Raw genomic sequence first — 25,350 nt, 5'->3', positions numbered from 1 at the left:
CTATTCCGCCGCCACGGCCCCGGCCTGCGCGGCCGCCGTGGCCGCGGCCCGCTCGGCGTTCCAGGCGGAGACGCAGGGGATCTTGGAGAGGTCCGCGCGGGCGGCGTAGCGCCGGGCGATCTCGGTCACCTCCAGCAGCAGGCCGTCCTCCAGGGTGATGGGATCGAGGCCGTAGGACAGCAGCCGCCGGTTCTCCACGGCCAGGTCGTTCTCGTCGGCCTCCTGGCGCGGGTTGGGCAGGTGGGCCACCTGCGCGCCGGTCAGGCGGGCGACCATCTGGGCCAGGTCGCGGACCCGCCAGCACTCGGTCATCTGGTTCATCACCTTCACCCGCTCGCCACGCTCGGGCGGGTGGGTCAGGGCCAGCTCCACGCAGCGCACGGTGTCCTGGATGTTGATGAAGGCCCGCGTCTGGCCGCCGGGCCCATGCACGGTCAGCGGATAGCCCACCGCCGCCTGCATCAGGAACCGGTTCAGCACCGTGCCGTAGTCGCCGTCGTAGTCGAAGCGGTTGACCAGGCGTTCGTCCATCCGCGTCTCGGCGGTCTGGGTGCCCCAGACGATGCCCTGGTGCAGGTCGGTGACCCGCACGTGGTCGTTCTTGGCGTAGAACTGGAAGAGCAGGGCGTCCTGGGTCTTGGTCATGTGGTAGATCGACCCCGGATTGGCCGGGTAGAGGATCTCCCGCGGGACCCAGCCTTCCGGCGTCTCCACCTTCACGGTCAGATAGCCCTCCGGGATCGCCATTCCGGCCGTGCCGTAACCGTAGACGCCCATGGTGCCGAGATGCGCCAGGTGGATGTCGAGGCCGCTCTCGACGATCGCCGCCAGGATGTCGTTCGTGGCGTTGAGGTTGTTGTCCACGGTGTAGCGCTTGTGGCGCGCCGACTTCATGGAATAGGGCGCGGCCCGCTGCTCGGCGAAGTGGACCACCGCGTCGGGCCGCCAGCCGGTCAGCAGCGCCAGCAGGGTGTCGTAATCCTTGCCGATGGTCAGCGGGTGGAAGCCGATCGTCCGGCCCGACACCTCGGTCCAGGCCGCCAGCCGCGTCTCCATGTCGGCGATCGGGGTCAGCGAATAGGCCCCCAGCTCCGCGTCGATCCTGCGCCGGGACAGGTTGTCCGCGATCGCCACCTCATGGCCGCGCGCCGAGAGGTGGAGCGCCGTGGGCCAGCCGCAGAAGCCATCGCCGCCGAGGATCAGTACCCGCAAATCCGCCGCTCCCGTTCTCCCCCGATGAAAGGGCTAACGCACGGCAGGGCAATCCGGAAGCCTGAGTAGCTAGAGCAGTTCCTGGATCGCCCTGCGCGCGGCGTCCTTCAGGTCGGGCCGCATGAGCGCGAAGGCGACGTTGGCGCGCAGGAGGCCGATCTTGTCGCCGCAGTCGTAGGTGGTCCCCTCGTACTCCAGGGCGTGGAAGTCCTGGGTCTTCATCAGGTTGGCCATGCCGTCGGTGAGCTGGATCTCGCCGCCCGCGCCGCGCTCCTGGGTAGCCAGCACCTCGAAGATCTCCGGCTGCAGGATGTAGCGGCCGGAGATGAAGAGGTTGGAGGGCTCGGTCCCGGGCGCCGGCTTCTCGACCATGCCGGTCATGCGGTTGAGCCGGCCGTCCTGGCCGTCGAGCGCGACGATGCCGTACTTGTGGGCCTCGCCCTCGGGGGCCGGCTCCACCACCACGATGTTGCCGCCGACCTTGTCGTAGGCGGCCACCGCCTGGGCCAGGGCCGCGGGCTGGGCGGCCATCAGCATGTCCGGCAGCATGACCGCGAACGGCTCGTCGCCGATCACGTCGCGGGCGCACCACACGGCGTGGCCAAGGCCCAGCGGGGCCATCTGGCGGATGAAGCTCATCTGGCCGGGCTCCGGCAGGTCGCGGCGGACGTCGGCCAGGATCTCGACCTTGCCCTTGGCCTCGAGGATGCCCTCGATCTCGGGGCTGGCGTCGAAGTAGTCCTCGATAGCGCCCTGGCCGCGGCCGACGATGAACACGAAGTGCTCGATGCCCGCCGCCCGGGCCTCCTCGACGATGTAGGACAGGATCGGCCGGTCGACGACGTTCAGCAGGTTTTTCGGCGTGGTCTTGGCGCCCGGCAGCACGCGGGTCCCTAGGCCCGCCACCGGCAGCACCGCCTTACGCACGCGTTTCGTCATCAACCCCTCCGACCTGTTCGTCTGCTGAAGCTTCGCCTTCGCGGCAGGCGCCATAACGCGGAGCTTGCGATCCCGATCCCCCGCGAGCCGACTAGAGGAGCAGGCCCGGGAAATCCACAGGTCCCTGCGTCAAAAACTCACGTCGGGGGCGAGTTCACGATTTCGGGAAGACACGAGAGTGTGTAAGGTCCGGCCCTGTCGGGGGATAGTCCTCCAGGGGAACCTTCCAATGAAACTGCGTATCCTGACCTCGGTCGCCGCCGCCGCCGTCATGGCCGCCGGCCTGTCCGCCTGCCAGCCCAAGACCGAAGAAGCGCCGGCCACGGGCACGGCCACGGACGCGGCCGCCACGGCTCCGGCCGACACCACCACCATGCCGCCGGCCGACACCGGCGCGATGGCCACCACGCCGCCGGCCGACACCGGCGCCATGGCGACCACGCCTCCGGCCGACGCCGGCGCCACGACGACCACGCCGCCGGCCGGCGCGACCACCACCACGCCGGAACAGAAGTAAGACGTCGCAAGACGCCTGAAGCTGATCTGAGGCGGCCGCCCCTTTCGCAGGGGCGGCCGTTTTCTTTGGGCCCTACTCGACGGTGACCGACTTCGCGAGGTTGCGGGGCTGGTCCACGTCGGCGCCCTTCTGGACGGCCACGTGGTAGGCCAGGAGCTGGATCGGCACCGACATCACCAGCGGGGCGATCAGCGGGTCGCAGCGCGGCGCGGTGACCACCACCTTCGCCCCCGCCGGCGCATGGCGCTCGCCTTCGGGATCGGTGATGAACACCACCTGGCCGCCGCGGGCCATCACCTCGCTCATGTTCGAGGCCGACTTCTCGAAATAGCTGTCGTAGGGGGCGAGGATCACGATCGGCGTCTCCTCGTCGACGAGCGCGATCGGCCCGTGCTTGAGCTCGCCCGCGGCGTAGCCCTCGGCGTGGATATAGCTGATCTCCTTCAGCTTCAGGGCGCCCTCCAGGGCCAGCGGGTACATCGGGCCGCGACCGAGGTAGAGGACGTCGGCGGCCTTGGCGAGGTCGTGGGCGACGCCCTGCACGGCCTCCTCCAGGTTGATCGCCTCGGCGATCAGGCGCGGCGCCTCGACCAGCACGCTGACCAGCCGCTTCTCCTCCGCCGCGTCGATCCGGCCCCGCGCCCGGGCCGCGGCCACCGCCAGCGCGGTCAGCACGCTGACCTGGGCGGTGAACGCCTTGGTGGAGGCGACCCCGATCTCGGGTCCGCAGTAGATCGGCCAGACCACGTCAGCCTCGCGGGCCATGGTCGAGCCCTGGGCGTTGACCACCACCGCGGTCTTGAGCCCCTTGTCCCGGCAGTAGCGCAGGGCCGCCAGGGTGTCGGCCGTCTCGCCCGACTGGGAGATGGCGATCATCAGGGTGTTCTCGCGCAGCGCCGGCTGCCGGTAGCGGAACTCCGAGGCCACATCGACGTCCACCGGCAGGTCGGCCAGCGGCTCGATGAGGTACTTGCCGACCATGCCGGCCAGGTAGGCGGTGCCGCAGCCGACCATCTGGATCCGCTCGATGCCCGCCAGGTCGACGCCCTCGAAGGTGGTGACGCCGGCGACCATGTCGGCATAGGCCGCGATGGTCCGCTGGCAGCCTTCCGGCTGGTCGTGGATCTCCTTCTCCATGAAGTGGCGATAGTTGCCCTTCTCCATGAGCGCCGGGGACTGGGGCACCACCTGCACCGGCCGGTCCACGGGACGGCCGTCCTCGTCGAACACCTTGGCCGACGCGTGGTCGATGGCCACGTAGTCGCCGTCCTCGAGGTAGGCGACGCGGTTGGTGAAGGGGCCGACGGCGAGCGCGTCGGAGCCCAGGAACATCTCGCCGTCGCCGTAGCCCACGACCAGCGGCGGCCCGCGGCGGGCGCCGAGCAGCAGGCTGTCCTGGCCCTCGATCATGACCACCAGCGCGAAGGCGCCGCGCACCTGGTCCAGGGTTGATTTGAAGGCGTCCACCGGCGCCTTGCCGGAGGAAAGCTCACGGTCGAGCAGCTGGGCCACCACCTCAGTGTCAGTGTCGGTCTCGAAGGTGCGGCCCTCGGCCTGCAGCCTGGTCTTCAGTTCGGCGAAGTTCTCGATGATCCCGTTGTGCACCAGGGTCACCCGGCCGGCCTGGTGCGGGTGGGCGTTGCCCTGGGTCGGCGGCCCGTGGGTGGCCCAGCGGGTGTGGCCGATGCCCACCGTGGCCTCCAGCGGCTCGGCCGCCAGCACCGCCTCGAGGTTCTTCAGCTTGCCCGACGCGCGGCGGCGCTGGATGCCCTGGTCCGTGAAGCCGGCGATCCCTGCGGAGTCGTAGCCCCGGTACTCCAGCCGCTTCAGGCTCTCGACCAGCCGCTCCTGCACCGGAGACGCGCCGACGATGCCGATGATACCGCACATGAGGCTTTGATTCCTTTGTGATAGAGGGCGAACCTGCGCTCACGCCTGTAACGCTGGGGCTTTAGCATCCGCTAAGCTGCCGGCCACTAAATCTCAGTTTCGGATCGTTTCGAGAGCAATCGATGAGCAAGCGCGCCTATTTCGGCACCGACGGCATCCGCGGTCAGGCCAACAAGCACCCGATGACGGCCGAAGTCGCCCTGCGGGTGGGCATGGCGGCGGGCAAGCTGTTCATGTCCAAGGACGAGCGCCGCCACCTGGTGGTGATCGGCAAGGACACCCGGCTCTCGGGCTACATGATCGAACCGGCGCTGGTCGCGGGCTTCACCAGCGTGGGCATGGACGTGCGCCTGTTCGGGCCGCTGCCGACGCCGGGCGTGGCGATGATGACCCGCAGCCTGCGCGCCGACCTGGGCGTGATGATCTCGGCCTCGCACAACCACTTCGCCGACAACGGCATCAAGCTGTTCGGCCCCGACGGCTACAAGCTCTCCGACGAGCGCGAGCTGGAGATCGAGGCCCTGATGGACCAGGGCCTGCAGGAGGGCCTGGCCCCGCCCGACGGCCTCGGCCGGGTGCAGCGGATCGACGACTGCCAGGCCCGCTACGTGGAGATCGCCAAGGCCACCTTCCCGCGCCGGCTGAACCTCACGGGCATGCGCGTGGTGATCGATTGCGCCAACGGCGCCGCCTACAAGGTGGCCCCCGAGGCGCTCTACGAGCTGGGCGCCGAGGTGATCCGGATCGGCGTCACGCCCAACGGCTTCAACATCAACGACGAGGTCGGCTCCACCCAGCCCGGGCTGATGCAGAAGACGGTCAAGGAATACCGCGCCGACATCGGCATCGCGCTCGACGGCGACGCCGACCGGCTGGTGATCTGCGACGAGAAGGGGCAGGTCGTCGACGGCGACCAGATCATGGCGCTGATCGCCGACCACTGGGCCAAGCGCGAGCGCCTGACCGGCGGCGGCGTGGTGGCCACGGTGATGTCCAACCTCGGCCTGGAGCGCTTTCTCACCGCCCGCAAGCTCAAGCTGGAGCGGACCCAGGTGGGCGACCGCTACGTCATGGCCCGCATGCGCGAGGGCGGCTTCAACCTCGGCGGCGAGCAGTCCGGGCACATCATCCTGCGCGACTTCGCCACCACCGGCGACGGCCTCCTGGCCGCCCTGCAGGTGCTGGCCGTACTGAAGGAGAGCGACAAGCCGATGAGCGCGCTCGCCCGCCAGTTCGAGCCGGTGCCGCAGCGCCTGGAGAACGTCCGCTTCGCTGCCGGCAAGCCGCTGGAGAGCGAGCAGGTCAAGGCCGTGCTCGCCGACGCGGAGCAGAAGCTGAACGGCTCGGGCCGCCTCGTGGTCCGCGCCTCCGGCACCGAGCCGCTGATCCGCATCATGGCCGAGGGCGACGACGAGAAGCTCGTCCACCAGGTGGTCAAGGAGATCGCCGGCGCGGTGAAGAAGGCCGCCGCCTAGATCCCGGCTACTTCTTCGCCGGGGCCTCGGTCTTGGCCATCATCTCGGCGCACCGCTTGTGCATGGCCGCCATCTCCTCCTTGGAGGGCGGCGTTCCCTTCATGCCCACGGCGTGCCCCATCTTGTCCTTGGCGTGGTCGTGGGGCGGCGGGCCCGCCATCCTGGCGCCCATCATCGCCTGACAGCGGGCGTGCATGTCGTCGGCCGGCTTCTCGGCCGCGGCCGGCGGATGGTGCTGGGCATGATCGGCGGGCGGCGCCTGGGCTAGCGCCGGGCCGGCGGCCAGCAGGGCCGCCAGCGGCAGCGCGAGGCGAAGAACGGACATCGGGAGAACTCCTGGACTAGCGGCGGCCGGCGAACAGGCCGTGGAAGAAGGCGACAAGGGCGCCCACGAAGGCGCCGAACACGACCGCCCACAGCCCGCCCTCCGCGAGCGCCGCCTGCGAGGTGACGGGCTCGGCGGTGAACAGCGAGATGAAGGCGTGGGTGACGCTCAGGCCCGCGATGCCGGTTCCCAGCCAGCAGGCCAGGAACAGCACCCCGGAGACGGCGGCGCCGGTGAGCGCCCCGCGGATCAGGCCGGACCGGCGGCGGGGGGCGGTTGGGACTTGGGTGGCGGTCATGACGCTCTCCTCCGGAGCGGTTGACGATGCGTCACCCTGGACCCCGTGGACGGCCCCGCCTTGACCGGCGTCAACTTTCCGGGCGCGCGGCGAAGCTCTGCAAACCTGCAGAGCGGGTCGGCGAGGCCGCGGATTGCCCGGCCCCGCGGCGCGGCCTAATGACCCGCGCTCCGCGAACGGGGGTCTGCGAGGCCCCGCGTCTGTCGAGCATGGGGGTCCTATGAAACGTCTTCTGCGGTGGGCCGGCCTCGGGCTGGCCGGCCTGGTCACCGTCGCGCTGTGCCTGGCGCTGGGCGCCTTCGCCGCCAGCGAGGTGATGATCCGCCGCGCCTATCCGAAGGCCCCGGTGCGGATCGCCGCGGCGACCGATCCCGCCGCCCTCGAGCGCGGCCGCAAGGTGGCGATCCTCAACGGCTGCCACGACTGCCACGGCGCGGACTTCACGGGCCGGCTGTTCCACGACGAGATGCCGATCCTGCGCGCCTACGCGCCGAACCTGACCCTGGCGGCGGCCGAGCAGAGCGACGCCGAGCTCGACCGGGCGATCCGCCATGGCGTCGCCGCCGACGGCCGCACCCTGTGGGTCATGCCCTCCGAGGCCTTCGCCCGCCTGACCGACGCCGAGGCCGCCGACCTGCTGGCTTACGTCCGCAGCTTCCCGGCGCAGGGCGAGGCGCTGCCGCGCACCCAGGTGGGTCCGGTCGGCCGGCTGGGCGTCCTGATGCGCAAGTTCGACTCCGCTCCGGCCATGCTCAAGGCCGAGGGGGCGATCGAGCTGCCCCGCGTGGGCGCTGAGCACGAGGCCGGACGGCGGCTCGCCCGAGCCTGCATCGAATGCCACGGGCCGGCGCTCACCGGGCGGGAGGTGGTGGGCGCGCCCGACCTGACCATCGCCGCGGCCTACGACCTCTCGGACTTCGAGACCCTGCTGCGCACCGGCGTCGCGCCGGGCGGGCGCAGGCTGGGCCTGATGAGCCAGGTCTCGCCGGCGCGGTTCAACGCCCTGTCGCACGAGGAGGTCGCCGCCCTGCACGGCTACCTGCGCGCCAGGGCCGACCGGGTGCTCTGAAGAAACAACGTCGGGTGATCAGGGCTGCCGTGGCGGCAACCCTACCCAACCCTGAACGCTTGTGTCAGCATCGACACATCCTGCGCCGCTCGACCGGCGCAGGCGAACGAATAGGGTTGGAGGAAACATGCGGCGCGACCTCGCTTTCGGCGGGGCGGCGCGGCCGGTGGTCGGCAAGGGCGTAAGCTCTGTCGCCTGCCTGGCCTTCGTCGTTCTGCTGGCGCTCGCCTTCTGGGCCGGCGCTGTCTGGCTAGGGCAGGTTCTCATTCATCTGAGTTCCGGCGGCTTCTAGGGAAGCCACCGGCTCTCCGTCTCTACGGACGCCCCACGCTCGTGTAGGCGAAGCCGCGCGCCTTCATGTCGTCCGGCTTGTAGATGTTGCGCAGGTCGACGAGCACCGGCCGGTTCATGAGGAGCTTGATCCGATCGAGGTCGAGCGCCCGGAACTGGTCCCATTCCGTGATGATCACCAGGGCGTCGGCGCCTTCGGCCACCGCGTAGGGGTCGGCCTTGAAGTCCACGTCCTTCAGCATGTGCGTCGCCTCGTGCCCTTCCGGGTCGAAGGCCTGGACGCGTGCGCCCGCCGCCTGCAGCGCCGGCACGATGTCGAGGCTGGGCGCGTCGCGCATGTCGTCGGTGTTCGGCTTGAAGGTCAGGCCCAGCACCCCGATCGTCTTGCCGGACAGGTCCTCGCCGTTCACCGCCTTGATGACCTTTCGGGCCATGGCCTTCTTGCGCGCGTCGTTGACCCGCACCGTGGTCTCGATCAGCTCCACGGGCGAGCCCGCGTCGCGGGCGGTGCGCACCAGGGCGAGCGTGTCCTTCGGGAAGCACGATCCGCCGTAGCCGGGCCCCGCGTTCAGGAACTTGCCGCCGATCCGGCCGTCCAGGCCGATGCCGCGGGCCACCTGCTGCACGTCGGCGCCCACCGCCTCGCAGAGGTCGGCGATCTCGTTGATGAAGGTGATCTTCATGGCGAGGAAGGCGTTGCCCGCGTACTTGATCAGCTCGCTGGTCCGCCGGCCGGTGAACTGGATCGGGGTCTCGTTAAGATAGAGCGGCCGGTAGAGCTCGCGCATCACAGTCCGGGCCCGATCGTCGTCGGTGCCCACCACCACCCGGTCGGGGCGCTTGAAGTCCTCGATGGCCGCGCCTTCGCGCAGGAACTCCGGGTTCGACACCACCGCAACGTCGGCGTCGGGGCGCACGCGCTTGAAGATCTTCTCGATCTCGTCGCCGGTGCCCACCGGCACGGTGGACTTGGTGACCACCACGGTGAAGCCGTCCACCAGGCCCGCGATCTCCTCGGCGGCGGCATAGACGTAGGAGAGGTCGGCGTGGCCGTCGCCGCGCCTTGAGGGCGTGCCCACGGCGATGAACACCGCGTCGGCCTGCTTCACCGCCTCGGCCGCCTCCGTGGCGAAGAACAGGCGCCCGGCCTTGACGTTCTGGGCCACCAGCACGTCCAGCCCCGGCTCGTAGATCGGGATCCCGCCCGCCTTCAGCCGCTCGATCTTCGAGGCGTCCTTGTCGATGCAGGTGACCGTGTGGCCGAAGTCCGCGAAACAGGCGCCGCTCACCAGGCCCACATAGCCGGTGCCGATCATCGCCACGTGCATGGAAGTCTATCCCCGAGTCGAGTTTGCGCCTTTCACCACTATGGCGAGGCGGCGCCAACCGGCCGCCGGTTCAGGGCGGCACAATTTCACCAAACCGCAGCAATTTCGGCGCCGCTAGATTTCCTGGTTGTAGGCGCCCACCTGCGGCCGCTTCGCCAGCCTCGGCTTCACCTCCTCGCGGAACAGGGCGCGCATGTCGTCCTCGCTCTGCGAGCTTTCCACCACCACCACGATCTCGGGCTTGTTGGACGAGGCCCGCACCAGCACCCAGGAGCCGTCCTCCAGCGCCACGCGCACGCCGTTGACGGTGATCACGTCGACGATCTCGCGGCCGAGGATCTTCCCGCCGCCCCTGGCGAACTCGGTGTATTCGCGCACCACGTCGTCGACGACGCCGTACTTCTCCTCGTCGGCGCAGTGCGGGCTCATGGTCAGCGAGGTGTAGGCCACCGGCAGGGCTTTCTTCAGGTCCGACAGCTTCTTGCCCGGGTTGCGGTCGAGCATCGCCAGGATCGCGGCCGCCGCCACGATGCCGTCGTCGTAGCCCCGGCCGATCGGCGGATTGAAGAAGAAGTGGCCGCTCTTCTCGAAGCCGGCCAGGGCGCCCAGCTCGGCGGTCTTGCGCTTTATGTAGGAGTGGCCGGTCTTCCAGTAGACGGTCTTGGCCCCGTTGGCCTTCAGCACCTCGTCCGTGGCGAACAGGCCCGTGGACTTCACGTCGACCACGAAGGTCGCGTCCTTGTGCAGCTGCGACAGGTCGCGGGCGAGCATCAGGCCGATCTTGTCGGCGAAGATCTCCTCGCCCTCGTCGTCCACCACCCCGCAGCGGTCGCCGTCGCCGTCGAAGCCCAGGCACAGGTCCGCCCCGTGCTCGCGGACGGCCTTGGCCATCTCCGAGAGCATGTGGTGGTCCTCGGGGTTCGGATTGTACTTGGGGAAATTCCAGTCGAGGTCGCAGTCCATCTCGATGACCTCGGCCACGCCCATCCGGCGCAGGGCCTCGGGCGCGAAGGCGCCGGCCGTGCCGTTGCCGCAGGCGGCGATCACCTTCAGCGGCCGCTGGATCTGCGCCCGGCTCGCCGCGTCGGCGATGTAGCGCTCGCGCACCCCGTCGATGTGCGCCACCGAGCCGCCGGGCCGCTGCTTCCAGGTCCCGGAGAGCACGATCTCCTTCAGCCGGCCCATTTCGTCGGGGCCGAAGGTGAGGGGCCGCTGGGCGCCCATCTTCACGCCGGTCCAGCCGTTCTCGTTGTGGCTGGCGGTGACCATGGCCACGCACGGCGCGTCCAGGTCGAACTGGGCGAAATAGGCCATGGGCGAGGTGGCCAGGCCGATGTCGATCACCTCGCAGCCGGCCGCCACCAGGCCGATGGTCAGGGCCTGTTTGATGGACAGCGAATAGGACCGGTAGTCGTGGCCGACCACGATACGGGTCTGGCCGAGTTCGTGGATATAGGTCCCCAGGCCCAGGCCCAGCGCCTGCACGCCCAGGAGGTTGATCTCCGGCCCGAACAGCCAGCGCGCGTCGTACTCGCGGAAGCCGGTGGCCTTCACCAGCGGCAGGACTTCGTAGTCGAAGGTGTTGGGGGCGAGGTCGGCGCGGGGAGCAGGCAGCATCGGAACTCCGGGAAAACGGCGTTGGGTGTCTTTAATGAGCGGAAGGCCCCAAGGCCACTTCAACGCCCATGGCCCCGCTTTGTGCCCCTACATCACCCCGGCGCGCAGGATGTCGTGCACGTGGAGGATGCCGACGGGCCGCCCGTCCTCGACCACGAACAGCACGGTGACCGCGGGCGCGGGGTCGCTCATCATGGCGAGCGCCTCCGACGCCAGCATGTCCGGCGGCACGGTCTTCTTCGGCCCCGGCGTCATCACCTCGCCGGCGGTATGGTCCATCAGGCCCTCGATGTGGCGGCGCAGGTCGCCGTCGGTGATCGCGCCCTTGAGCCGCCCGGCCGCGTCGGTGACGCCGACGATCCCCCACCGCTTCTCGGTCATCACCAGCAGGGCCTCGCGCATCGGCGTGGCCTCGGTCACCAGCGGCAGCTCGTCGGCCCCGTGCATCAGCGAGCCCGCGGTCCTGAGCATGGCGCCCAGCTTCCCGCCCGGATGGAAGACGTGGAAGTCGGTGGGCTTGAAGCCCCGGCGCTCCAGCAGGGCCACGGCGAGGGCGTCGCCCAGCGCGATCTGCAGGGTGGTGGAGGTGGTCGGCGCATTGACCTCCGCGGTCGCCTCGGCGGCGTCGGCCAGCGGCAGCACCAGGTCGGCGGCCCGGCCCAGCGCGCTCTGCGGCTGGGCGGTCAGCGCGATCAGCGGGATGTCGAAGCGAGCGGCGTAGGCCAGGATGTCGGCCAGCTCGCGGGACTCGCCGGATTTCGACAGCGCCAGGATCACGTCGTCGCCGGTGACCATGCCGAGGTCCCCGTGGCTGGCCTCGGCCGGATGGACGAAGAAGGCGGGCGAGCCCGTCGAGGCGAAGGTGGCGGCGATCTTGCGCGCCACGTGGCCGGCCTTGCCCATGCCGGTGCAGATGATCCGCCCCTTGGCGGCGAACAGCAGGTCGACGGCGCGGCCGAACCGTTCGTCCAGGCCCTGCGCCTGCGCCGACAGGGCCTCGGCCTCCTGGGCGAGCACGCGCCGGCCCACGGCGATGGCGTCGAAGTCGCTCATTGGGTGGGCGCGATGGCCTGGGTCTGCAGGTCGCGGACCGCCTCGCGCGCCTGGTTGGCGCGCTCCTGCGCCGCCTCGTGCTCGCGCTTCATGGCCGCCCTCATCTCCGGCGTCTGCTGGATGGGCGTGTGGCCGAACGGGCCCGGCGAGCGGGCGCCGTAGCCCTGCGGCCAGACCATGGCGAGCGCGATCACCAGAACGGCGGCGAGCCCCAGGATCGGCAGGTAGAGGCGGTCGAGCATGACTGCCGTATAGCGGCTTCGGCGCTTGACGGCCAACGCCCCGCGCCCTAGCCGCTCGGGTCCGCATCGAAGGAGGTCCGACTTGCCGACGCTCATCCTGCTCCGCCACGGCCAGAGCCAGTGGAACCTGGAGAACCGCTTCACCGGCTGGGTGGACGTCGACCTCACGCCCCAGGGCGAGGCCGAGGCGAAGAAGGGCGGCGAGCTGATCAAGGCGGCCGGGGTCCTCCTCGACCGCTGCTACACCTCCGTCCAGACCCGTGCGATCCGCACCTCCTGGATCGCGCTCCACGCCGCCGGCCAGGCCTATGTGCCGGAGGTCAAGGACTGGCGGCTGAACGAGCGCCACTACGGCGGCCTCACCGGCCTCAACAAGACCGAGACCGCCGAGAAGCACGGCGAGGAGCAGGTGAAGATCTGGCGCCGTTCCTACGACGTCCCGCCGCCGGAGCTCGCGCCGGGCGGGGAGTACGACTTCTCGAAGGACCGCCGCTACGCCGGCGTCGCCCTGCCGGCGACCGAGAGCCTGAAGACCACCCTGGATCGCGTGCAGCCCTACTGGGAGGCCGAGATCGCCCCGCAGCTGAAGTCCGGCAAGACCCTGCTGATCGCCGCCCACGGCAACTCGCTGCGCGCCATCGTGAAGCTGCTGTTCAAAGTGGCGGACGACGCCATCGTCGGGGTCGAGATCCCCACCGGCAACCCGCTGCTGATCGAGCTCGACGCGAACCTGAAGCCCACCGCCGCCCGCTACCTCGACGAGGCCCGCGCCACGCCGCTGCCGGCGCTCTAGAAGGCGCCGCCGGCCCGCAGGTTGATCTCGTATTCGAGGTAGGCCTTGAGGCAGCAGAGCATGTGCATCCAGCCGCCGGCGTTGTCGTAGGACGCCTTGGTCCCGGCCGCGTCGGCGGGCCAGCCGCTCTCGCTGATCTGGACCATGGTGTTCCCGTCGTCGAGCGGCCGGAACACCATCTCCACGCGCGTGTCGTAGCCGCCGTCGGCCGGCCATTCGAAGACGATCCGTTCGTCCTTCAGCACCTCGCGCACCTTCACGTCGAAGGGCTCGGGCGCCTCGGCGAAGCTCCATTTCACCACCGCGCCCTCGGCCAGCGGGCCGGTCGAGCTCTGGATGAAATAGCCCGTCAGCTTCTCCGGGTTCACCACCGCGTCGAACACCTCCGACACCGGCTTTCGGATCTTCAGCTGCACCTGGAACTTCGGCTCCATCGGACCTGCCTCCGGTTGCGAATCGAGGCCCATTTATGTTATAAGAATATAACATGTCAACGGCCGACAGCGACGACCTGGTCTTCAAGGCCCTGGCGGATTCCCGCCGCCGCCGGATCCTGGATCTGCTGAAGGCCCAGCCGCGCACCACGGGCGAGCTGTGCGAGGCCTTCGAGGGGGCGCTCGACCGCTGCACGGTCATGCAGCACATCGGCGTGCTGGAGCGGGCCGGCCTGGTGATCGCCCGCCGCGAGGGCCGCACCCGCTGGAACTACCTCAACGCCGCGCCCTTCAAGGACATCTACGACCGCTGGATCTCGCCCTACGCCCACGAGGCGGTGGAGCTGCTCGGGCGGCTGAAGCGCGATCTTGAGGGGGCGTGAGCCAGGCTCCATGGTGCGCCCCATGAGCCCTGACGAGACCCACATGCGCCGCGCCATCGCGCTGGCCGAGACCCACGTCGGCCGCACGGGCGAGAACCCGTCGGTGGGCTGCGTGATCGTCCAGGACGGGCAGGTGGTCGGCGAGGGCGTCACCGGCGAGGGCGGGCGGCCGCATGCCGAGGAGCTGGCGCTGGCTCAGGCGGGCGAGGCGGCCCGCGGCGCCACCGCCTACGTCACCCTGGAGCCCTGCGGCGCCCGCTCGTCCGGCGCGGCGGCCTGTTCGACGCGCCTGGTCTCGGCCGGCGTGGCGCGGGTGGTGGTGGCCTGCGAGGACCCTTCGGTCTTCGCCGCGGGGCAGGGGGCCGAGCGCCTGCGCGCCGCGGGTGTGGCGGTGGAGACGGGGTTGCTGGCCGACGAAGCCCGGCGGCTCTATGCCGCGTACCGTCCGGCCGGAACCTAAGGCGTTGGAAATTCTCCGTTAAGCGCGACGGCCCTAGGCTCGCGGGTCATGGCCGTCGCTCCTGCCAACAGCATGCTGACCCGCCGCCTCACCCAGGCGGAGCTGAACGGGATCGCCACCAAGCACGACCGCCTGTGGAGCTCGAAGCCGGGCGGGGCGCGCGCCGTGTTCGCCTGGGCCGACCTGTCCAACCTCGACCTGCGCGGCAAGAACCTCTGCAACGCCGACTTCACAGGCGCGGTCCTCCAGGACTGCAAGATGAAGGGCGCTCGGCTCGACCACGCCACCTTCTTCGGCGCCGACCTGCAGCACGCCGACCTCTCCGAGGCCTCCCTGCGCCGGGCCGACCTGCGCGGCGCCTGCCTGCGCAACGCCAACCTGACCGGCGCCGACCTCTTCGAGGCGGACCTGCGCGAGGGCTCGCTCGCCGCCGCGGACCGCAAGGAGGGCTTCAAGCGCCTGGAGCCCACCGCCCGGCCGGGCGAGGTGGCCGGTGCGATCCTGGCCGGCGCCAACCTCGAGCGCTCGCGCCTCTCCGGCGTCATGGCCCAGAAGGCCGACTTCACCGACGCGGTGCTGAAGGACGCCAAGCTGATCCGGGCCAACCTGAAGCAGGCCCAGATGCGGGGCGCCAACCTCTCCGGCGCCGACCTGTCGGGTGCGGACCTCGCCGGGGCGGACCTGCAGGACGCGGTCCTGGTAGGCGCCAAGACCGCCGCCTGGAACGTCATGGACGCCAACATGAAGGGCGTGCTGACCGACGAGCCGGCCGGCATTCCGGCCGCCGACCTGCCCTACGAGATCATGATCCGCGAGCACGCCCGCTGGTGCGCCACCGGCGGCGCGGAAGGCCATCCGTCGTCGTTCAACAACGCCGACCTGCGGGCGCTGGCCAGCATCCGCGGCTTCAACCTGACGGCGCTCTCGGCCAAGGGCGCGGTGTTCTACGGCCTCGACATGGAGGGCGTGCAGCTCCAGGGCGCCCACCTCGAGGGCGCGGACCTGCGCAACACCAACCTGCGCCGCGCCGACCTGCGCGGCGCGCGCCTGGTGGGCGCCAAGCTCGCCGGCGCCGACCTGCGCGACGCGCTCATGGGTCCGCTGCTGATCGGCCCCAGCCGCGTCCTGCCGGCCGACCTGACCGGCGCCAACCTGAAGAGCGCCGACCTCGCCCGCGCCGACCTGCACCAGGCCAACCTGACGGGCGCCGACGTCAGCCGGGCGAACTTCACCAGCGCGCTGCTGCGCCAGGCCAACTTCACGGGCGTCGTCCGCCAGGGCGCGCGCGGCCTGGAAGACATCATCTGACACGAAAAAGGGCGGCCCCTTGCGGGACCGCCCCATGTTCGGGCTGAGAGGCTCCGGGCCTTAGGCGGCCTTTTCGCCCTCGATCAGCGGGGACTTGCCCGAGCCGATCTCGATGCGGCGCGGCTTCAGGGCTTCCGGAAGCTCACGCTTCAGCGAGATGGAGAGCAGGCCGTCGGCGAGGTTGGCGTCCGTCACCACCACATAGTCGGCCAGCTGGAACCGGCGCTCGAAATTGCGCTCGGCCAGGCCGCGGTGCAGGTAGCGGCGGGTCTCGTCGTTGGCGGCCTTCCGGCCCTGCACGGTGAGGAGGTTCTCCTTCACCTCGACATTGAGCTCTTCCGGACGGAAGCCGGCCACCGCGATCTCGATGCGGTAGGCGTTCTCGTCGGTCCGCTCGATGTTGTAGGGCGGATAGCCCGTGGCGGCTTCGGTGGTGGCGGACTCGAGCAGGTCGGCCAGGCGGTCGAAGCCCACGACGGAGCGATAGAGGGGGGAGAAGTCGATCGTACGCATGCGGTCACATCCTTCTTCAACAGCAAGGTTGCGTTTCTGGGACTGTCGGCGAGCCATCAGGCCTCGCGCGGCGCCCCGGAAGGCCCGGACATCCAGCGCCTTCCGCCAGTAGAGGTAGGGGGCGCCGAGGCGCGTTCAAGGGGGCCAATCCGGGCCTTGCCAGCCGCTTTCCCGCACGCGAGGGTGGCGCCCGAACAGCCGGGCCACCGGCCGGCCACAAGGGAAGAAACCGACATGCTCCGCGCCCTCCTCGCTGCGTCCGCTCTCGTCCTCACGGTCGCCGCCGCGCCCGTCCAGGCCGCCGACGCCCAGCTGCAGAAGGCGGTGGACAATCCGGCCCGCGGCGCCGAGCACCGGGCGCGCGACCAGTGGCGCCACCCGGCCGAGACGCTCGCCTTCTGGGGCCTGAAGCCCGGCCAGACGGTGATCGAACTGTCGCCGGGCTCCGGCTACTGGACGGAGATCCTGGCGCCCTACGCCAAGGCCACCGGCGGGACCTACGTCACCACCGGCGCCGACCTCGACAATCCGAAGGTCTCCGAGGGCGCGAAGAAGGGCCGCGCCGACTTCGAGGCCAAGTACGCCGACGCCGCCAAGTGGGGCCCGGTGAAGGTCGTCAACTTCGGCCCGCAGTCGGGACCGCTCGGCGCGCCGGGCTCGGCCGACATGGTCATCACCGCCCGCAACATCCACAACTTCATGTACCAGCAGGGCATGCTGGATAAGGTGATGAAGGACGCCTTCGCGGTCCTGAAGCCCGGCGGCGTGCTGGCGGTCGAGGAGCACCGCGCCGACCCGCGGCCGGAGACGCCCGGCGTGACGGACGGCTATGTGGCCGTGAAGTCCGTGGTCGCCGCCGCCGAGAAGGCGGGCTTCAAGCTCGCCGCCCAGTCCGAGGTCAACGCCAATCCGAAGGACACCAAGGACCACCCGTTCGGCGTCTGGACCCTGCCGCCCGTGCGCCGCTCCGCGCCCGGCGGCCAGCCGGCGAACCCCGGCTTCGACCGCACCAAGTACGAGGCCATCGGCGAGAGCGACCGCATGACGCTCCGCTTCGTGAAGCCTTCGTGACGCCGAGGCTTTGACCGCCGCTGCGGCGCAGGCTACTTCGACGGTCGATGTCAGATGCCGGGGGGCGTGACGAGGTCGATTTGGCGCGCCCCATTCCCATCCTTTCCCGCCGCTCCGTGCTGCTGGGCGCCGTCGCGCTCGGCGCCTGCAGCCCGCGTGGCGCGGCCGAGGCGCCGGCGAAGAAGGCCGCCGCGTCCGGCGGTCCGGACACCATCGAGGGCGCCGTCGCCGGCGACTGGCGGCTGCCCGCCGACCGCGCGCGCGACGCCTGGCGCCATCCTGTCGAGAGCCTGAAGTTCTGGGGCCTCAAGCCCGGGCAGACCGTCGTGGAGTTCTGGCCCGGCGCCGGCTGGTACACCGACATCGTGGCGCCGTTCCTGGCCGCCACCGGCGGCAAGCTCTACGCCGCCAACCTGCAGGCCGACCCGGCCGATCCCGTGGCCGCTCAGGCGGTGGACGCCTACCGCCGCAAGCTCGCGGCCAATCCCCGGCTCTATGGGCAGGTGGAGATCACCGCCTTCGGCCCCACCAGCGGCCCTGTGGCCCCGGCCGGGACCGCCGACCTCGTCCTCTTCCTGCGCAACCTGCACAACTGGATGGCCGCCGGCATCGCCGAGAAGGCCTTCCGCGACGCCTTCGCCGCCCTCAAGCCCGGCGGCGTCCTGGGCGTCGAGGAGCACCGGGCGAACGTCGGCGCGGTGCAGGACGTGCTGGCCGCCGACGGCTACGTGCAGCAGGCCTATGTAGTGAAGCTCGCCCAGGAGGCCGGTTTCCAGCTCGCCGCGGCCAGCGAGATCAACGCCAATCCGAAGGACACCAAGGACCATCCCTTCGGCGTCTGGACGCTTCCGCCGGTGCGCCGCTCCAGCCCGCGCGGCCAGCCCGACGACCCCAATTTCGACCACGCCCGCTTCGATGCGATCGGCGAGAGCGACCGAATGACGCTCAGGTTCGTGAAACCTTCCACAACGCAACCCTGACGGTTTACTTCGCTCGCCTGCAAAGCGAAGCTCGGCGGTGAGTCGGGAGGCCGGGGGGCATGGCGACCATCGAGGAAATCACCGACCGAATCCGCCGCGCGGCGGCGTCGGGCGCCCTCGAGCGGTCGATCAAGCTCGACCTGAAGGGCGAGGGTTTCATCCACATCCAGGGCGCCGAGGTCTCCAACGCGGACCTGCCCGCCGACCTCGTGGTGCGCGTGGCGCGCAAGGACCTGGAGGCGCTCGGCAAGGGCGAGCTCGATCCCATGCGGGCGATGATGACCGGACGCCTCAAGCTTTCCGACATGGGGCTCGCCATGAAGCTCCTGCCGCAGATTCAGTCTCTGTTTTCCAGCGCCGGCTAAGGGACGTCCATGCCCTCGTCCGCGCCCCTCTTCCCGACGCCCGGCAATCCGCTCCCGGCGGGCGGCACCGCCGAGTGGTTCACCGGCCACGGCGGGGCGAAGCTGCGCGCCGCCCTGTTCCAGCCGGAAGGCGCGCCGCGCGGATCGGTGGTGCTGTCGGGCGGCCGCACCGAGCCCATCGAGAAGTATTTCGAGACGGTCGAGGACTTCCGCGCCCGCGGCTTCGTGGTGCTGGTCCACGACTGGCGCGGCCAGGGGCTGTCGCACCGAGCGCTGGCCGACCGGCTGAAGGGCCACGCCAGCGGCTACAAGGCCTTCCTCGACGACTACCGCGCCCTGCTGGGGGCTTTCGCGCCCCGGCTCCCGAAGCCCTGGCTGGCGGTCGGCCATTCCATGGGCGGTTGCCTGACGCTGCTGGCCCTGGCCCACGGCGAGGACCGCTTCTCCGGCGCCCTGCTCTCCGCGCCCATGCTCGGCCTGCAGACCGGCAAGACCCCGGCCGGCCAGGCGAAGATCATGGCCCGCCTGCAGGTGCTCACCGGCCGGGCGGCGCGCTACGTGCGCGACGTCCGCCGCGCCGCGCCCGAGGACGACTTCTCAGCCAACATCCTGACGCACGACCGGGAGCGCTTCGCCCGCAACTGCGGCATCGTCGCTGAGAACCCGGACCTGGCGCTCGGCCAGCCCACCTGGGGCTGGCTCGACTTCGCCTTCCGCGCCACCGCCTTCCTCGCCCGGCCCGAGCGCCTGCGCGAGGTGACCACGCCCGTGACCATCGTCTCGGCCGAGGACGACAGGCTGGTGGACAACGCCGCCCAGGCGGCGGCCGCCCGACACCTGCCGCAGGGAAAGTTCGTCAACGTCCCCGGCGCCTACCACGAAATCCTGATGGAGACCGACGAGATGCGTAACATCTTCCTGAAGGCGTTCGACATGCTGACCGGCCGCACTGCGCCGAAGCCTGCCGAAGCGCCGAAGCCGACGGCTGCGGCGCCTGCGCCGAAGCCCGCCGAAGCCCCCAAGCCCGCGCCGGCGCCCCAGCCCGCCGCCAGCGCCCCCGCCGTTCCGGTGACCGCCGCCGCCCCGGCCGCCAAGCCGGCGGCCGCGAAGCCCGCCGCGGCGAAGAAGCCGGCGGCCAAGAAGCCCGCCGCCGCCAAGGCCGCGGCTCCGAAGGCCGCCGCCAAGCCGGCCGCGAAGCCCGCCGCCGCGAAGCCCGCCGCCCCCAAGGCGGCCGCCCCGAAGGCGGCTGCCCCAAAGTCGGCTGCCCCGAAGTCGGCTGGCAAGCCGGTCGCGGCGAAGGCCACGGCCGCCAAGGCCCCGGCCAAGAAGGCTCCGGCCAAGGCGGCGGCTCCGAAGGCCGCCGCGTCCAAGCCTGCGGCCGCCAAGACCCCCGCCACGAAGGCCGCGGCTCCGAAGGCCGCGGCGAAGCCAGCCGCCAAGCCTGCGGCCAAGCCCGCTGCGAAGGCTGTCGCCAAGCCCGCCGCCGTCGCCAAGCCGGCCGTGGCCAAGAAGCCGGCGGCTCCGAAGGCCGCTGCCAAGAAGCCCGCCGCGAAGAAGCCCGCGACGGTCTAGGCTATTTGGCGGATCGCCGAAGGGCGACCAGCGCCTCGTCCAGGCAGGCGCGGTCGCCGGCGATCGCCACCTGTCCGCCCCGCTCGGGCATCGGGCGTCCGCGCCAGTCGGTGACGACGCCGCCCGCGCCCTCGATGAGCGGGGCGAGGCCGGCCACGTCCCAGGGCTGCAGGCCGGCCTCGACCACCAGGTCGATCTGGCCGGTGGCGACCATGGCGTAGGCGTAGGCGTCGCAGCCCAGCCGCGCGAGCCTCGCCGCCGCCCGCACCTGGGTCCAGGCGCCGTGCTCGGCCCCGTCGAAGCAGCCTTCCGGGTCGGTGGTGGCGATGATGGCGTCGGTGAGCTTCGGGCAGGGGCGGACCTTCAGCGGCCACTCGCCGCCGCGGGCGACCAGCCGTGAGCCCTGCGGCGTCCCCACATAGATTTCGTCGAGATAGGGCTGGGCGATCGAGCCCAGCACCTGGCGGCCTTCGACGCGCAGCCCGATCAGGGTGCACCAGAGCGGCAGGCCGGCGATGAAGGCCCGCGTGCCGTCCACCGGGTCGGTGACCCAGACGAACTCGGCGTCCGGCCGGTCCTCGCCGTACTCCTCGCCGATGACGCCGTGCTCCGGATAGCGCTCGGCCACCAGCTTGCGGATGGCGCGTTCGGCGCCCTTGTCGGCCTCGGTGACCGGGTCGAAGCCCTTCACCCCGCCCTTGTCGACCATGCCGTGCTCGGCGCGGAACAGGGGCAGGATGGCCTCGGCGGCCACGCGGTTCAACTCGAGCAGGAAGGCGTCCAGCTCGGCGATCTTGTCTTGGGAGAGGGCGGGCATGGCCCGCCCTTTATCAGCCTTCCGCCTCGCCGTTGAGCGACTTGGCGAGGTCCAGCAGCCGACGGCGCGGCCGCTCGCCCAGCTGGTAGTAGGCGTGGATCAGGTCGCGCGTCTCCTTGCGGGCGAACATCTCGCCGCCGCCTTCGCCGGCCGCCGCGTGCAGCTCCCGCTGGGCCTGGGAGAGGCCCTCGTAGAAGTAGCTCACCGGCACCTCCAGCACCTCGGAGAGCTGCCACAGGCGGGCGGCCGACATGCGGTTGGCGGCGCACTCGTACTTCTGGATCTGCTGGAAGCGCACGCCGCAGACCGCCGCCAGCTGCTGCTGGGTCAGCCCCAGCAGGCGGCGTCGGCGCCTCAGCCTGCGCCCAAGATGAACGTCGATCTCGCTGCTCATGACGCCAACCCCATCATCCCCGTCCCATGCCGGGACATTTGCAGGACGACGCCGCAAGTCGCGCGCCACGCGAATTGCCGGCCAGGTTGGACGGAAGGCGCGACGCCCCCTAGTTAGGCGGTATGGCGGAGAAGAAGCCCTCGCTGGGGCAGGACATCGCGTGGCGCCTGGAGGCCTTCGCCTACGACGTGGCCGAGGCCCTGGCGCGCGCCTTCCCGATCGACGCCGTATCGGATTTCGGCGCCTGGCTGTTCACGAGGCTGGGGCCGCTGACCAGCGCCCACCGGGTGGCCGAGACCAACCTCAGGATCGCCTTTCCGGAGAAATCCGACGCCGAGATCGGGGCCCTGCTCGCCGAGCAGTGGGCCCACGCCGGCCGCTGGTTCACCGAATTCCCGATCCTCGACCGGATCATCGCCGACCCGTCGCGGGTGGAGGTGGTGGGCGCCGAGCGGCTGGCCGCGATCCGCGACGGTGCGGGTCCGGTCGTCTTCATCTCCGGCCACTTCTCGTCCTTCGAGATCATGCCGGCGGTGATCATCCATTCCGGCGTCACCTGCCAGATCACCTACCGGGCGACCAACAACCCCTACGTGGACGAGCGCATCCGGCGCAGCCGGTTCCGCTACGGCGTCCGGCTCTTCGCGCCCAAGGGCACGGACGGCGCGCGCGAGCTCCTGCGCGCGCTCTCCCGCGGCGAGTCCGTCGCCCTGATGAACGACCAGAAGTTCAACGGCGGGGTCGCCGCGCCCCTGTTCGGCCTCACCGCCCACACCGCGCCCGGGCCGTCGTCCTTCGCGCTCAGGTTCGGGATCCCGCTGCAGCCGATGAGCGTGCAGCGCAAGGACAAGGCCCGCTTCCGGGTGGTGGTCCACGAGCCCATCCGGCTCGCCGACACCGGCGACCGCAACGCCGACATCGAGGCCGGCGTCCGCACCATCAACGCCTGGATGGAAGAGCGCATCCGCGAGCGCCCGGCCGAGTGGTTCTGGGTCCACAAGCGCTGGCCGAGCGAGCTCTACAAGCGCAAGCGGCGCTAGCCGTTGGTTTCCTTCCACCGCTGCAGCGCCTCGGCGGGGCCGGCGTAGGCCTCCTGCAGCGGGGCGCTCCAGTAGCGGAGCTGCTCGAGCGGCACCTTCTTGCCGGTGACGGCGCAGATCACGTAGCGGCCGGGCTTCAGCACGGCGAACTCGCCGTCGCCGTAATGCAGCTTGGCGAGGTCCTGGCCGGAGAAGTCGCGGTCGTGGGCGTTCATGGCTGCCGATATAGCGCCCCGGCGGGCGTCAGAACAGATCGCCCTGCGCGGGCGAGGGCGCTTTCGGCTTCGCTTTCGCCGGCTTGGGCGCGGCCGGAGGCTCGCTGCCGCCCGCCCCGTCGATCACCGCCTGGCGGGTCACCTTGTCGCCGAACTTGATGGACACCGCCTCGCCGCTGGCGAGGGCCGCGCCCTGCCGGACGATCGAGCCGTCGGCCCTGGTGACCCGCGCGAAGCCGCGCTCCAGGGGGCGCTCGGGATCGACCGAGGCGTGCAGCTTGGAAAGCGCGGCCAGCCGCTCCGACAGCCGCTCCAGCTTGCGCTCGGCCGCCGGCTGCAGGCGCACGGCGACGGCCTCCAGCCGCTGCTTCTGCACCTGCTGCGGCCGCTGCAGCAGCAGGGGCGAGAGCCGCGACGCCACCCGCACTAGGTCGCGCTCGTGGGCGGCGGCGTTCTTGGCCAGGCCCGCGCCCAGCCGCCCCGACACGATGCCGAACCGCTGCACGGCCAGCTCGACCAGGTCCGGCACCCGGCGCAGCGCCCGCTCGGCGTGCTGCACCCGGCCCCGGCGGTCCTCCACCGCGCGCCCGCCGCAGCGGTGCATCCGCGCGCCGAGGTCGCTGACCAGGGCCTTCAGCTCCGCCAGCACCGGCGTCGCCATCTCGGCCGCGGCCGTGGGCGTCGGCGCCCGGCGGTCGGAGACGAAGTCGATCAGGGTGGTGTCGGTCTCGTGGCCCACGGCGCTGATCAGCGGGATGGTCCCGGCCGCCACGGTGCGGGCCAGGGTCTCGTCGTTGAACGGCCATAGGTCCTCCACCGAGCCGCCGCCGCGCGCGACGATCAGGATGTCGGGGCGCGGGATCGGCCCGCCGGGCTCCAGGGCGTTGAAGCCCCGGATCGCGGCGCAGACCTGGGCGGCGGCGGCGTCGCCCTGCACCACCACCGGCCAGACCACCACCCGGCAGGGCCAACGGTCGCGGATACGGTGCAGGATGTCCCGGATCACCGCGCCGGTCGGGCTGGTGATCACCCCCACCACGGCCGGCATGGCGGGCAGGGGGCGTTTGCGGGCGGCCTCGAACAGGCCCTCGCCCTGCAGCTTGGCCTTCAGCCGTTCGAGCTGGGCCAGCAGGGCGCCCACGCCCGCCGGCTCCATGGTCTCGATGACGATCTGGTAGCGGGAGCCCTGCGGATAGGAGGTGATCTTGCCGGTGACCACCACCTCCATGCCCTGCTGCGGGCGCACCTGCAGCCGGCTCACCTGGCCCTTCCAGACGACGCCGTCGATGGCGGCGCGCTCGTCCTTCAGCGTCAGGTAGACGTGGCCGTTGGAGTGGTGGGTGACCTTGGAGAGCTCGCCGCGCAGCCGCACGAAGCCGTAGGCGTCCTCCAGCGTCCGCTTCAGCGCGAACGCCAGCTCCGAAACCGAATACGGCCGCGCATTGCCGCTCTCGGCGGCCGGGGACTCAGGGGCGGGCTCGCTCATCGGGGGAAGTTAGCGACGGGCCGCCGAAAACCCAATGCATCGGCCCCACTTGTTCGCAATATGTTCTGAAACTAGTGTCATCCCGGAAAGCGCGTCAGCGCTTATCCGGGACCCATGAACACCGATGTGGGACGAGCGCACCTACTGGGTCTACATCCTCTCCAGCCGGCGCCACGGCACGATCTATGTCGGGGTGACGAACAGCCTCGAGCGCCGTGTGGCCGAGCACAAGGCGGGACAGGTCTCCGGCTTCACCAGCCGGTACGGCGTCGACCGCCTGGTGTGGTTCCGCGGCTTCGGCGAGGTGACGGAAGCGATCGCCTTCGAGAAGAAGCTCAAGCGCTGGCGGCGGGACTGGAAGGTCGCGCTGATCGAGGAGGCCAATCCGTTCTGGCAGGACCTCTATCCCGGCATGATGGCCGAGACGGCGCCGCTCCATCCTGATCTTGCCGACTTCGCCGACGCGCTGCGGCGGCTGGGCTCGATCCAGGCCTGAGGCGCGGAGATCATGGATCCCGGATAGCCGCTGCGCGGCTTCCGGGATGACACCGGAATGGGAAAGGGCGCGCCGGCCGCTAACAGCGTCCAACGCGCCCCCATCCCCAACGGATCACTCACCGCGCAGGGGCGGATCTCAGATGTAGCGGCGCAGGCTCCGGGCGAGCTCGGCGGCGCTGGACTTCTTCTTGGTCTGGGCCGGCTGGTAGGCCACCTGGCTGTGCTCGTGGCAGTAGGGGCCTTCGCCCGACCGGCGGCCGCAGAAGGTGAAGTTGTCCATGGCCGGGTCGCCGATCGGCCACTTGCACATGTGGGCGCCCAGGGTCAGCACCGTGGCGGTGCCGGGGGCCTCTTCCACGTAGCGCACGGGCGAGGGCTGGGTCGCGGCCAGGGCCGGGGGCTCGGCGATGCGGCGCGGGGCCGAGGGGGCCGCCGTCACCGGACGCGCCGGGCGCGGCGCCTTGAAGACGGTGCGGGCCGGCTTCGACGGAGTGGCCCGGCCGGACAGACCCAGGCGGTGGACCTTGCCGATCACCGCGTTGCGGGTGACGCCCCCCAGCTGCTTGGCGATCTGACTGGCCGAAAGGCCGTCCTGCCAGAGCTTCTTCAAAAGCTCGACGCGCTCGTCCGTCCAACCCATTTCGCCTCTCCCAGCCCAGGGATCCGGCCGCGCCCCCGCGGTCTCGGATCAACATCTTGTGGCGTTGAGCAGCCTCAGCGCCTACCAACCACCATCAGTAGTAAACAACTCCTTAAGGGCCACAA

30 protein-coding genes are annotated in these 25,350 nt (G+C 70.8%); 14 read left to right on the top strand and 16 right to left on the bottom strand.

All coding sequences use genetic code 11. The annotated features are described in order from the left end of the window. Together VM685_RS04865 and VM685_RS04860 are read right to left on the bottom strand one after the other, a co-directional pair. Positions 1–1,212, bottom strand: coding sequence for an NAD-dependent epimerase/dehydratase family protein (locus VM685_RS04865; RefSeq protein WP_325458997.1), 1,212 nt, complete (start codon positions 1,210–1,212; stop codon positions 1–3). 69 nt (positions 1,213–1,281) lie between these two features. Then, positions 1,282–2,151 (bottom strand): UTP--glucose-1-phosphate uridylyltransferase, encoded by an 870-nt coding sequence (locus VM685_RS04860; protein WP_325458996.1) that lies wholly within the window; start codon positions 2,149–2,151, stop codon positions 1,282–1,284. A 229-nt stretch (positions 2,152–2,380) separates the two neighbouring features. Between VM685_RS04860 and VM685_RS04855 the strand changes: the two genes are divergently transcribed. After that, positions 2,381–2,668 (top strand): hypothetical protein, encoded by a 288-nt coding sequence (locus VM685_RS04855; protein WP_325458995.1) that lies wholly within the window; start codon positions 2,381–2,383, stop codon positions 2,666–2,668. Between the two features lie 72 nt (positions 2,669–2,740). On the opposite strand, the gene glmS is transcribed toward VM685_RS04855, so the two are convergent. After that, positions 2,741–4,558: a glutamine--fructose-6-phosphate transaminase (isomerizing) gene (glmS, locus tag VM685_RS04850; RefSeq protein ID WP_325458994.1), complete on the bottom strand. Its 1,818-nt coding sequence runs from the start codon at positions 4,556–4,558 to the stop codon at positions 2,741–2,743. Between the two features lie 122 nt (positions 4,559–4,680). On the opposite strand from glmS, the gene glmM reads away from it, so the two are divergent. Further along, positions 4,681–6,033: a phosphoglucosamine mutase gene (gene glmM, locus VM685_RS04845; RefSeq protein ID WP_325458993.1), complete on the top strand. Its 1,353-nt coding sequence runs from the start codon at positions 4,681–4,683 to the stop codon at positions 6,031–6,033. Positions 6,034–6,040: 7 nt separating this feature from the next. Here glmM and VM685_RS04840 read toward each other — a convergent pair whose 3' ends face one another. Beyond that, entirely contained in the window at positions 6,041–6,358 is a 318-nt protein-coding gene (locus VM685_RS04840; RefSeq protein WP_325458992.1) for a hypothetical protein, read from the bottom strand. Positions 6,359–6,374: 16 nt separating this feature from the next. After that, positions 6,375–6,656: a hypothetical protein gene (locus tag VM685_RS04835; protein ID WP_325458991.1), complete on the bottom strand. Its 282-nt coding sequence runs from the start codon at positions 6,654–6,656 to the stop codon at positions 6,375–6,377. A 220-nt stretch (positions 6,657–6,876) separates the two neighbouring features. Between VM685_RS04835 and VM685_RS04830 the strand changes: the two genes are divergently transcribed. Both VM685_RS04830 and VM685_RS04825 read left to right on the top strand, forming a co-directional pair. Beyond that, positions 6,877–7,725: a c-type cytochrome gene (locus VM685_RS04830; protein ID WP_325458990.1), complete on the top strand. Its 849-nt coding sequence runs from the start codon at positions 6,877–6,879 to the stop codon at positions 7,723–7,725. Positions 7,726–7,852: 127 nt separating this feature from the next. Continuing rightward, a complete protein-coding gene (locus VM685_RS04825) occupies positions 7,853–8,017 on the top strand; it encodes a hypothetical protein (RefSeq protein ID WP_325458989.1) in 165 nt (54 codons plus the stop codon). Positions 8,018–8,039: 22 nt separating this feature from the next. Here the strand turns inward: VM685_RS04825 and VM685_RS04820 are convergent, their stop codons facing one another. From VM685_RS04820 to VM685_RS04805, 4 genes are all read right to left on the bottom strand, one after another. After that, positions 8,040–9,344, bottom strand: a complete 1,305-nt coding sequence (locus VM685_RS04820) for a UDP-glucose/GDP-mannose dehydrogenase family protein (RefSeq protein WP_325458988.1) — start codon at positions 9,342–9,344, stop codon at positions 8,040–8,042. A 114-nt stretch (positions 9,345–9,458) separates the two neighbouring features. Continuing rightward, positions 9,459–10,961: a phosphomannomutase/phosphoglucomutase gene (locus VM685_RS04815; protein ID WP_325458987.1), complete on the bottom strand. Its 1,503-nt coding sequence runs from the start codon at positions 10,959–10,961 to the stop codon at positions 9,459–9,461. Positions 10,962–11,048: 87 nt separating this feature from the next. Beyond that, complete coding sequence (locus VM685_RS04810) at positions 11,049–12,014, bottom strand: KpsF/GutQ family sugar-phosphate isomerase (protein ID WP_325458986.1); 966 nt, start codon at positions 12,012–12,014, stop codon at positions 11,049–11,051. Next, positions 12,011–12,256, bottom strand: coding sequence for a hypothetical protein (locus tag VM685_RS04805; protein WP_325458985.1), 246 nt, complete (start codon positions 12,254–12,256; stop codon positions 12,011–12,013). The genes VM685_RS04810 and VM685_RS04805 overlap by 4 nt, the downstream gene beginning before the upstream one ends. 82 nt (positions 12,257–12,338) lie before the next feature. Here VM685_RS04805 and gpmA point away from each other — a divergent pair, with 82 nt between their 5' ends. Next, a complete protein-coding gene (gpmA, locus tag VM685_RS04800) occupies positions 12,339–13,049 on the top strand; it encodes a 2,3-diphosphoglycerate-dependent phosphoglycerate mutase (protein WP_325458984.1) in 711 nt (236 codons plus the stop codon). Here the strand turns inward: gpmA and VM685_RS04795 are convergent. Continuing rightward, positions 13,046–13,483, bottom strand: coding sequence for an SRPBCC family protein (locus VM685_RS04795; RefSeq protein WP_325458983.1), 438 nt, complete (start codon positions 13,481–13,483; stop codon positions 13,046–13,048). The genes gpmA and VM685_RS04795 overlap by 4 nt on opposite strands. Before the next feature lie 53 nt (positions 13,484–13,536). Between VM685_RS04795 and VM685_RS04790 the strand changes: the two genes are divergently transcribed. Genes VM685_RS04790 through VM685_RS04780 form a run of 3 tightly spaced genes read left to right on the top strand, consistent with a single transcriptional unit; the run spans position 13,537 to position 15,634 of the window. Continuing rightward, entirely contained in the window at positions 13,537–13,866 is a 330-nt protein-coding gene (locus VM685_RS04790; RefSeq protein WP_325458982.1) for a metalloregulator ArsR/SmtB family transcription factor, read from the top strand. 22 nt (positions 13,867–13,888) lie between these two features. Further along, positions 13,889–14,326: a bifunctional diaminohydroxyphosphoribosylaminopyrimidine deaminase/5-amino-6-(5-phosphoribosylamino)uracil reductase RibD gene (locus VM685_RS04785; RefSeq protein ID WP_325458981.1), complete on the top strand. Its 438-nt coding sequence runs from the start codon at positions 13,889–13,891 to the stop codon at positions 14,324–14,326. Between the two features lie 48 nt (positions 14,327–14,374). Continuing rightward, positions 14,375–15,634, top strand: coding sequence for a pentapeptide repeat-containing protein (locus VM685_RS04780; RefSeq protein WP_325458980.1), 1,260 nt, complete (start codon positions 14,375–14,377; stop codon positions 15,632–15,634). A 60-nt stretch (positions 15,635–15,694) separates the two neighbouring features. Here VM685_RS04780 and VM685_RS04775 read toward each other — a convergent pair whose 3' ends face one another. Next, positions 15,695–16,147 carry an Hsp20 family protein gene (locus VM685_RS04775; RefSeq protein ID WP_325458979.1) on the bottom strand — a complete coding sequence of 151 codons (453 nt, stop codon included), beginning with the start codon at positions 16,145–16,147 and terminating at the stop codon, positions 15,695–15,697. Positions 16,148–16,381: 234 nt separating this feature from the next. Between VM685_RS04775 and VM685_RS04770 the strand changes: the two genes are divergently transcribed. Genes VM685_RS04770 through VM685_RS04755 form a run of 4 tightly spaced genes read left to right on the top strand, consistent with a single transcriptional unit; the run spans position 16,382 to position 20,135 of the window. Next, positions 16,382–17,218, top strand: coding sequence for a class I SAM-dependent methyltransferase (locus tag VM685_RS04770; RefSeq protein ID WP_325458978.1), 837 nt, complete (start codon positions 16,382–16,384; stop codon positions 17,216–17,218). A gap of 47 nt (positions 17,219–17,265) precedes the next feature. Continuing rightward, positions 17,266–18,198 carry a class I SAM-dependent methyltransferase gene (locus VM685_RS04765; RefSeq protein WP_414693342.1) on the top strand — a complete coding sequence of 311 codons (933 nt, stop codon included), beginning with the start codon at positions 17,266–17,268 and terminating at the stop codon, positions 18,196–18,198. Between the two features lie 59 nt (positions 18,199–18,257). Further along, positions 18,258–18,563, top strand: coding sequence for an SCP2 sterol-binding domain-containing protein (locus VM685_RS04760; RefSeq protein ID WP_325458976.1), 306 nt, complete (start codon positions 18,258–18,260; stop codon positions 18,561–18,563). A gap of 9 nt (positions 18,564–18,572) precedes the next feature. Continuing rightward, the gene (locus VM685_RS04755) at positions 18,573–20,135 is read left to right on the top strand and encodes an alpha/beta hydrolase (RefSeq protein WP_325458975.1); all 1,563 of its coding nucleotides are present in this window, start codon (positions 18,573–18,575) and stop codon (positions 20,133–20,135) included. A 1-nt stretch (position 20,136) separates the two neighbouring features. Here the strand turns inward: VM685_RS04755 and hisN are convergent, their stop codons facing one another. Beyond that, positions 20,137–20,952: a histidinol-phosphatase gene (gene hisN, locus VM685_RS04750; protein WP_325458974.1), complete on the bottom strand. Its 816-nt coding sequence runs from the start codon at positions 20,950–20,952 to the stop codon at positions 20,137–20,139. Positions 20,953–20,965: 13 nt separating this feature from the next. Next, entirely contained in the window at positions 20,966–21,346 is a 381-nt protein-coding gene (locus VM685_RS04745; protein ID WP_325458973.1) for a helix-turn-helix transcriptional regulator, read from the bottom strand. Between the two features lie 122 nt (positions 21,347–21,468). On the opposite strand from VM685_RS04745, the gene VM685_RS04740 reads away from it, so the two are divergent. After that, positions 21,469–22,386: a lysophospholipid acyltransferase family protein gene (locus tag VM685_RS04740; RefSeq protein WP_325458972.1), complete on the top strand. Its 918-nt coding sequence runs from the start codon at positions 21,469–21,471 to the stop codon at positions 22,384–22,386. Here VM685_RS04740 and VM685_RS04735 read toward each other — a convergent pair. Together VM685_RS04735 and xseA are read right to left on the bottom strand one after the other, a co-directional pair. Then, on the bottom strand, positions 22,383–22,601 hold the full coding sequence (locus tag VM685_RS04735; protein ID WP_325458971.1) for a DUF2093 domain-containing protein: 219 nt from the start codon (positions 22,599–22,601) through the stop codon (positions 22,383–22,385). The two genes, VM685_RS04740 and VM685_RS04735, sit on opposite strands and share 4 nt — an antisense overlap. A gap of 28 nt (positions 22,602–22,629) precedes the next feature. Next, complete coding sequence (gene xseA, locus VM685_RS04730; protein WP_325458970.1) at positions 22,630–24,087, bottom strand: exodeoxyribonuclease VII large subunit; 1,458 nt, start codon at positions 24,085–24,087, stop codon at positions 22,630–22,632. 124 nt (positions 24,088–24,211) lie between these two features. On the opposite strand from xseA, the gene VM685_RS04725 reads away from it, so the two are divergent. Beyond that, positions 24,212–24,583, top strand: coding sequence for a GIY-YIG nuclease family protein (locus VM685_RS04725; protein ID WP_325458969.1), 372 nt, complete (start codon positions 24,212–24,214; stop codon positions 24,581–24,583). Positions 24,584–24,721: 138 nt separating this feature from the next. Here the strand turns inward: VM685_RS04725 and VM685_RS04720 are convergent, their stop codons facing one another. Next, a complete protein-coding gene (locus tag VM685_RS04720; RefSeq protein ID WP_325458968.1) occupies positions 24,722–25,225 on the bottom strand; it encodes a GcrA family cell cycle regulator in 504 nt (167 codons plus the stop codon). Positions 25,226–25,350 lie beyond the last annotated feature (125 nt).

The sequence above is a fragment of the Phenylobacterium sp. genome, from assembly GCF_035539035.1.
GTDB lineage: Bacteria > Pseudomonadota > Alphaproteobacteria > Caulobacterales > Caulobacteraceae > Phenylobacterium.
This window is presented reverse-complemented; position numbering and strand designations above follow the sequence as displayed.

Excerpts from the sequence above, each read along its gene's own strand:
- VM685_RS04770 (WP_325458978.1), top strand. The coding sequence starts at position 16,382 with ATGCTCCGCGCCCTCCTCGCTGCGTCCGCTCTCGTCCTCACGGTCGCC.
- VM685_RS04735 (WP_325458971.1), bottom strand. The coding sequence starts at position 22,601 with ATGAACGCCCACGACCGCGACTTCTCCGGCCAGGACCTCGCCAAGCTG.
- VM685_RS04745 (WP_325458973.1), bottom strand. The coding sequence starts at position 21,346 with ATGAGCAGCGAGATCGACGTTCATCTTGGGCGCAGGCTGAGGCGCCGA.
- VM685_RS04815 (WP_325458987.1), bottom strand. The coding sequence starts at position 10,961 with ATGCTGCCTGCTCCCCGCGCCGACCTCGCCCCCAACACCTTCGACTAC.
- glmM (WP_325458993.1), top strand. The coding sequence starts at position 4,681 with ATGAGCAAGCGCGCCTATTTCGGCACCGACGGCATCCGCGGTCAGGCC.
- VM685_RS04790 (WP_325458982.1), top strand. The coding sequence starts at position 13,537 with ATGTCAACGGCCGACAGCGACGACCTGGTCTTCAAGGCCCTGGCGGAT.
- VM685_RS04785 (WP_325458981.1), top strand. The coding sequence starts at position 13,889 with ATGAGCCCTGACGAGACCCACATGCGCCGCGCCATCGCGCTGGCCGAG.
- VM685_RS04855 (WP_325458995.1), top strand. The coding sequence starts at position 2,381 with ATGAAACTGCGTATCCTGACCTCGGTCGCCGCCGCCGCCGTCATGGCC.
- xseA (WP_325458970.1), bottom strand. The coding sequence starts at position 24,087 with ATGAGCGAGCCCGCCCCTGAGTCCCCGGCCGCCGAGAGCGGCAATGCG.
- VM685_RS04720 (WP_325458968.1), bottom strand. The coding sequence starts at position 25,225 with ATGGGTTGGACGGACGAGCGCGTCGAGCTTTTGAAGAAGCTCTGGCAG.
- VM685_RS04755 (WP_325458975.1), top strand. The coding sequence starts at position 18,573 with ATGCCCTCGTCCGCGCCCCTCTTCCCGACGCCCGGCAATCCGCTCCCG.
- VM685_RS04835 (WP_325458991.1), bottom strand. The coding sequence starts at position 6,656 with ATGACCGCCACCCAAGTCCCAACCGCCCCCCGCCGCCGGTCCGGCCTG.
- VM685_RS04780 (WP_325458980.1), top strand. The coding sequence starts at position 14,375 with ATGGCCGTCGCTCCTGCCAACAGCATGCTGACCCGCCGCCTCACCCAG.
- glmS (WP_325458994.1), bottom strand. The coding sequence starts at position 4,558 with ATGTGCGGTATCATCGGCATCGTCGGCGCGTCTCCGGTGCAGGAGCGG.
- VM685_RS04795 (WP_325458983.1), bottom strand. The coding sequence starts at position 13,483 with ATGGAGCCGAAGTTCCAGGTGCAGCTGAAGATCCGAAAGCCGGTGTCG.
- VM685_RS04820 (WP_325458988.1), bottom strand. The coding sequence starts at position 9,344 with ATGCACGTGGCGATGATCGGCACCGGCTATGTGGGCCTGGTGAGCGGC.
- VM685_RS04825 (WP_325458989.1), top strand. The coding sequence starts at position 7,853 with ATGCGGCGCGACCTCGCTTTCGGCGGGGCGGCGCGGCCGGTGGTCGGC.
- VM685_RS04830 (WP_325458990.1), top strand. The coding sequence starts at position 6,877 with ATGAAACGTCTTCTGCGGTGGGCCGGCCTCGGGCTGGCCGGCCTGGTC.
- VM685_RS04840 (WP_325458992.1), bottom strand. The coding sequence starts at position 6,358 with ATGTCCGTTCTTCGCCTCGCGCTGCCGCTGGCGGCCCTGCTGGCCGCC.
- VM685_RS04725 (WP_325458969.1), top strand. The coding sequence starts at position 24,212 with ATGTGGGACGAGCGCACCTACTGGGTCTACATCCTCTCCAGCCGGCGC.
- VM685_RS04775 (WP_325458979.1), bottom strand. The coding sequence starts at position 16,147 with ATGCGTACGATCGACTTCTCCCCCCTCTATCGCTCCGTCGTGGGCTTC.
- VM685_RS04805 (WP_325458985.1), bottom strand. The coding sequence starts at position 12,256 with ATGCTCGACCGCCTCTACCTGCCGATCCTGGGGCTCGCCGCCGTTCTG.
- hisN (WP_325458974.1), bottom strand. The coding sequence starts at position 20,952 with ATGCCCGCCCTCTCCCAAGACAAGATCGCCGAGCTGGACGCCTTCCTG.
- VM685_RS04740 (WP_325458972.1), top strand. The coding sequence starts at position 21,469 with ATGGCGGAGAAGAAGCCCTCGCTGGGGCAGGACATCGCGTGGCGCCTG.
- VM685_RS04765 (WP_414693342.1), top strand. The coding sequence starts at position 17,266 with ATGTCAGATGCCGGGGGGCGTGACGAGGTCGATTTGGCGCGCCCCATT.
- VM685_RS04860 (WP_325458996.1), bottom strand. The coding sequence starts at position 2,151 with ATGACGAAACGCGTGCGTAAGGCGGTGCTGCCGGTGGCGGGCCTAGGG.
- VM685_RS04760 (WP_325458976.1), top strand. The coding sequence starts at position 18,258 with ATGGCGACCATCGAGGAAATCACCGACCGAATCCGCCGCGCGGCGGCG.
- VM685_RS04810 (WP_325458986.1), bottom strand. The coding sequence starts at position 12,014 with ATGAGCGACTTCGACGCCATCGCCGTGGGCCGGCGCGTGCTCGCCCAG.